This is a genomic window from Nostoc sp. MG11 (assembly GCF_014904695.1).
Taxonomy (GTDB): domain Bacteria; phylum Cyanobacteriota; class Cyanobacteriia; order Cyanobacteriales; family Nostocaceae; genus Komarekiella.
This window is the reverse complement of sequence record NZ_JACXXN010000112.1, coordinates 1-5303: the sequence shown is the minus strand read 5'-3', so window position 1 is coordinate 5303 and position 5303 is coordinate 1. Positions and strand designations below refer to the sequence as shown.

Genomic DNA, 5303 nt, shown 5'->3' with positions numbered 1-5303 from the left:
TTCTGGCTTAAGGTTTTTTACCTTTTCGTACGTCATAGATGTCAAGAATGCTCTAACCTACTTGTCCCACCCTCATGGGACTTTTGCAAGAGGTCTAGTCATCAACAGTTTGGTAATAAGTTGGTGTTATTATGCATTTAGTTAGCAAAGATTTGTCATTATTTCGCATTAACTTAATACAAAGAGAGTAACTACGATCTAAGAATGAGTGTAAATCAATCAATTCCAATGATCACCCTAGATCCAGGAATTTCAGATACAAAAATAATTTGGAGAGTCATACCACTCAAGCCCGAACTTTTGTTGATGCCTCCTGAAGTTGTAGAGGTGACAAGAGATTCAATCGACTTCTACAAAGCCAGAAGGATCATGACTCCTAGTCCAGAGAATGAGTCATGGGTTGAGTATGGCGGCACTTTGTACGCAGTTGGATTTTTGGCTCAAAACGTTTATGGAGAGAGGGTATCCCCTAAAGAGATAAAATCTGAATGGGCTATAGCTAAAGTTTTGGCAGCAGTTGGGGTGATGGCACAAGAGGAGGGACTAACAAATACTTTTGAGCTAGCCTTGGCCGTACCTCTTCCTTATACTGAGTGGAAAGATAAGGACAGATTTGAGCGAGATGTCAGGGTTGCTTTGTCTAATTTTTCTTTTTGTGACAAGCCTTTTCAAGTAGCTCTAAAAATTTTTGTATGTATCCCTGAAGGTGGCGGACATGCTATGACTCGTGGCACAAAGTTAGGCGGTTCGGTATTTAGTAGTCAAAAAATAGTCTCTTGCATGTGGGGATATCGAGATATTTCAGTTATTCAATTTACCAAAGGGGTTATTGAAGGACATACTGAACCGTTAGGCTTTCTTGAGTTTGTCGAAAGCGTTGCTAGTCGCATTTCTGGATATGGGTCTAGAGAACGACTTCGGACTTTACTTGAAACGATTCATTCAGTTGGCAAAGACATCAAGAGTAAAAATTTTAAGAACCTCGCTTTATCTCGAAGCTCTACCAGAAGAACTGAAGAAGCTGATCTAGTCGCTGAGGCCGTTTCGACCTGTAGGCAAGAGTACTGGAGAAAAGTTTCAAAATTTCTGACTACATATATTAGTGGAGACTGTGACGAGATAATTATTGGTGGTGGAGCTTGTGACTATTATCGAGACGACCTCAAAAACTTTTTTGCTCAACGTTTTCCTGGCTGTAATATTTCTTGGGCGGCAGGACTTGAAGAAGATGTGCGTCTAACTTTCGGTATTGACTCCAAAAGAAAAGCTTTATGTTCTCGTTTGACGGATGCTTATGGATTGTCAAGCTACTTACTTTCGCATGTAACCGCTGCCACTGCTACTGCCACTAATGGAGTTAAGCGCGAATGAGCCACAGCTACAAAGTTTTTACTGTTAAGCTACGAGTTCTTGAAGGCAGTCAGGAGCATAAAATACTTGAGTTCTTGAACAATAAGGCTCTGATTCCTTATGACAAATCTCAAATGATTCTGGTTGCTCTCAAAGCTTTTTGGTTAACGCTTTGCCTTTTTAGCGGTAGAGAATCTACTCAAACAATTCAGGCTTCTTTTGCCCAGTCCGCTTACTTGTGGAAGTTGCAACAAGAATATTTGAAACAGCAGACAGGTATTGAGCTAGATTTTGTAGACTCTGACAAGGAAAAGCAAACCCAAGGCATAGTCCAACACACCAAAGGCAAGACAGTTGATTCCTTTGTGGTCGAGAGTGCAAGTACGCCACCGCAGCCGCCACATCAGGCTTTTAGCCCATTTGGTAACAGTGTAATTTCTGACTACTAATCAATAGGAACTACCTATGATACATAAGAGTGAACTTTTTTGTGACCTCCCTGATGAGAAGATCCAAGCAATACTAAAAGCTTGCTACCTTCAAGATAAATCAGACTATACCGATGACGAGCGACACCTATTTAATGAGTGTCGAGCGCTCATTGAACAAAGTAAGTCCTCCGAAGAACTAGCTCAGCACTTTGCCTACAGGAAAGATTTGGTAAATGAAATTGCGCCATTAGACGAAAGCATCCCACCGCAAAAATCAAATAATAAGTCTAAAAAAGCTAGTAAGTCGAAGCCAGTAAGCCTTTTTGAATTGAAGGCTATTATCAGCGACTTAATTGGTAGTAAAGTTTCTTTAGCTGATACCCTGAAAGTTATTGAAGCTTCTAAACTTGAAGAGAAAGAGGAGTACACCCAGCAGGAATGCGATCTGATTATTGAGACTATCAGTGATGAGGATGAGTCCATAGACTTTAATGCTACTATCCAAGGACTTAGTACAGCATCATCAGAAGGATTTGCCAAGTTGGTTGATAGAGTCACGGACAAGCTAGCTGAGACTGCACCTGATGCATTCAATCAAATATATATGCAAAAGATTACCGCCAACATGGAGCGTAATCAGCAACAAATCCGCGATTTCTATCACCAACTAGAAGAGACTATTATTGCAGAGTTAGAAGGAAAAAAGTCACCTTTGCAGATTTTGATCGAGCGTCGCTCCAGGACGAATCTCTCCTCCCTCTGTTCGATGAAATCAGCGGCATCTCTGCCAGAATCAAACAGCGATTCGACTACCAGCTAAAGCAAGAGGTTGCCGCCAAGGAACGCACCATTGATATTCAAATAGACAAAACATCAAACGCCAAAGCAACCAAGCTGGCTTATCAATATCTGGAGAAGTTGCAGCAGTGGGTTGAAGTAGAGAAAGAGCAAAGGGTGTTAAGAGCGCAACGTGCTGAAAAATTCAAATCTGACCTATTCTGGTTTGGTCATTGGATTGGTTCAGGCCGCTCTGGTATATTTGTATGTGCAATTTTAGTTACAGCAGCTCTAGTATCGGGCTTAGCCTGGGGTATTAACACCCCTAACACTATCCTTTGCCCCAAAATTGAAAGTTTTTGTTACCAAATGCGCTTAAACAGATCAAGCGTACTTCTGAACAACCAAGTTAAGAAGGTGCTGCAAGAGTACGAACGCAATAAGAGTAAACCTCGCCGTCGCAGGTAAACTTTACAAAAATCAATTACCAACAAAGGAGAAATATTTTGGTACTAGCTACAGCACGCCTTGAAAATAAATCTACCGTCAGAAACAATAAAAAATGGGCTGTCAAACGCATCACTGTCAATTTGGCACGAACTGAAGCTATAAAACTAGAAGAGTATTGTTTGCAGACAGGTAGAGATGCAACTGATGTGATTCGTGAACTGATTCGCTCTTTGCCTGTAACCAAACCTCAATAATACTAGCGATCGCTTCATTTAGTAACCAAACAATGAATAAAAATGCTTCTGGATAATTCCTCCAGAAGCATTTTAGTGTGTTTTAACTTTTGAGGAGTTCAACGTTTACAGTACCATTGTACTATTAAGGAGGATCTCAATTATCCCAAGTTCCACCCATCAAACAAGTTAGGCTGGTCAACTCCATAGCGTCGCTGTATCAACCGTCGTAATTCTGCAATTGTGTTTGCTGACTGCATCAAAGTTAATACCGATGTCACATGAGGAGATAATCTCTGCTTAGTTGTCTCATCCAACATCTGGTGTATCTTGTGCCGTCTACGTCCATTCGGGAGAACAGGATTCACGACATCAAGCTTGGCCCGTTCTTCTGGTGTCATCCAGTTATAAACAAGCTCCCAATAGTAAATCCCGTTTCTGATGTGCTTTTTGTGCAGCTTGGTGATCCGTGCAAGATTCTCTTCAAACTCAGCCTCAAAAACTCGTGTCCAAGGTTGTGGTGTTTCTAAAATACGGCTAACTTCCTGCCGCTGTTTACGAGATGATTGGTACTGCTCTGGCAACCATCCTGTCTTGGCTTGGATAAAACTGTTTATACCAATTGCCCCGATTGCGTCTAAAGCTGTGGCTGCTTCTATCTTTCCTTTGCGCTCGTAATATCTTAGAATACCCCAACATACATTGGCTTTAATTGGTGTTGTTTCACCACCTTTAACAGTATTTTTTTAGTCAGGTATAAGTCCCTTCCTACAAGGTTTTGAAGCCATTGGGGGGCTGTATTTTTAGTCAGGTTTTCAAGTATGTTTTGTATTGCTCTCAACTGCATTCCACAAAGCCGAGACAATCCCCGCTGACTCATCCCCGATTCCCCAGTACTCGCAATGGTAAAATACTCGATACCGTCTATCTCTTGCCGTAGAATATCATCAGACATGATTGGCTTGTCCTAAAAGTTTGTAATTGTGGTTAGTTCAAATTTTTAAGAGAGCGTCGAGCAGGTATAAAACCTACTTAGTAGTGATTTCATGCGCTCCCGATGCGGTTTGAACCCCCGGTAATTTCCGGGGATTATGATTGATTAGTGATCGCCGCTGCCCAACAGCTGACTCATAAAGTTGAAAAACTGTGTCGGGTCTTGGCTGTCATCATCATTGAAATCGTAGGTAATCATGAAATCATCTGATGATTTGTAATAGCCACCGACTTTTGATTGACGACGCAGCTTTGAAAGTGGTGTCGGCTTAAAACACACATCGCGCTCGATTTGCCGACCGAAGGAATCACGAACTTTTTGTAATTCACTTAAACAAAAACATCCCAATTCTTCCTCCAACCCTTGCACTAAACCAAAGAAAGTATCTTCGCCATCAAACTCAGTTGCGTACCAAGTCCACTTAGTATCCGGCATAAAGAATTTAACATATGCAATCGGGTCAATTTCGCCCTCTTGCTCCCCAAGATCTGGCAGTTGAGCGCGAATCTCTGCTGTTAGTAATTCCATGATGAAAACCTCTGTTAGTTCGATGAAGCGAATAAAATACAAAGGACAGCTAAAACTCTTTGTGGGGCAAGAGTTCTAGCTGTAGCTGAGGTGAATCAAGCACTAATGTGCGTCCGCCGTGACTGTCGTGCAACCATCCGTCAATCAATCTCAGTCCTGGCGTGGGTAGTGTATCTGGCTGGAATGGCACGTCTAGAAATCTGTCTAGCTCATCACTCCAAGCAGCAAGTGCCGTCTCCATCTTCTGTGCTGCGGACACTAATTTTTCGTTGAGTTGCACTAGTAAATTGAATTGATCTATCGGAGTATTTCTGATTTGTTGCTCAAGGATGGAGTAGTCTATCCTGGCTTCTTGATAAACTATCTGTAAACAGGCAACAGAGTTTTCGTCGGTGGACTGTGCGAATTGAATTGGTGCTAATGTTGTAGTAATCATCATTTCCTTGTAAGGATTCAGGTGGCAGAGTATTGACAAGAGGACACTTCAGGGGGAGTATCACAAATATGAACCAAAACCTGCCTCAAGATATAGACCGAGAA

Annotated in this window: 9 protein-coding genes; 5 read left to right on the top strand and 4 right to left on the bottom strand. The window is 41.8% G+C overall.

Annotated elements, in window-relative coordinates; translation table 11 throughout:
• The first annotated feature begins 228 nt into the window (after positions 1-228).
• From HCR01_RS36720 to HCR01_RS39680, 5 genes are all read left to right on the top strand, one after another.
• On the top strand, positions 229-1371 hold the full coding sequence (locus HCR01_RS36720) for a ParM/StbA family protein (RefSeq protein ID WP_193200821.1): 1143 nt from the start codon (positions 229-231) through the stop codon (positions 1369-1371).
• The gene (locus tag HCR01_RS36715) at positions 1368-1799 is read left to right on the top strand and encodes a hypothetical protein (protein ID WP_193200820.1); all 432 of its coding nucleotides are present in this window, start codon (positions 1368-1370) and stop codon (positions 1797-1799) included. Before HCR01_RS36720 ends, HCR01_RS36715 begins: the two co-directional genes overlap by 4 nt.
• Positions 1800-1815: 16 nt before the next feature.
• Positions 1816-2601 (top strand): hypothetical protein, encoded by a 786-nt coding sequence (locus tag HCR01_RS36710; RefSeq protein WP_193200819.1) that lies wholly within the window; start codon positions 1816-1818, stop codon positions 2599-2601.
• Between the two features lie 98 nt (positions 2602-2699).
• The gene (locus tag HCR01_RS39685) at positions 2700-3026 is read left to right on the top strand and encodes a hypothetical protein (RefSeq protein WP_226890048.1); all 327 of its coding nucleotides are present in this window, start codon (positions 2700-2702) and stop codon (positions 3024-3026) included.
• A 110-nt stretch (positions 3027-3136) separates the two neighbouring features.
• On the top strand, positions 3137-3262 hold the full coding sequence (locus HCR01_RS39680; protein WP_320073265.1) for a CopG family transcriptional regulator: 126 nt from the start codon (positions 3137-3139) through the stop codon (positions 3260-3262).
• Between the two features lie 140 nt (positions 3263-3402).
• Here the strand turns inward: HCR01_RS39680 and HCR01_RS36700 are convergent, their stop codons facing one another.
• The 4 genes from HCR01_RS36700 to HCR01_RS36685 all read right to left on the bottom strand — a co-directional run bounded on the left by HCR01_RS36700 (position 3403) and on the right by HCR01_RS36685 (position 5202).
• Positions 3403-3825: a P63C domain-containing protein gene (locus tag HCR01_RS36700; RefSeq protein ID WP_193200817.1), complete on the bottom strand. Its 423-nt coding sequence runs from the start codon at positions 3823-3825 to the stop codon at positions 3403-3405.
• Positions 3826-3923: 98 nt separating this feature from the next.
• Positions 3924-4196 (bottom strand): hypothetical protein, encoded by a 273-nt coding sequence (locus HCR01_RS36695; protein ID WP_193200816.1) that lies wholly within the window; start codon positions 4194-4196, stop codon positions 3924-3926.
• A 144-nt stretch (positions 4197-4340) separates the two neighbouring features.
• Positions 4341-4763, bottom strand: a complete 423-nt coding sequence (locus HCR01_RS36690) for a DUF2958 domain-containing protein (RefSeq protein ID WP_193200815.1) — start codon at positions 4761-4763, stop codon at positions 4341-4343.
• 49 nt (positions 4764-4812) lie between these two features.
• Entirely contained in the window at positions 4813-5202 is a 390-nt protein-coding gene (locus tag HCR01_RS36685; protein WP_193200814.1) for a hypothetical protein, read from the bottom strand.
• Between the last annotated feature and the right edge of the window lie 101 nt (positions 5203-5303).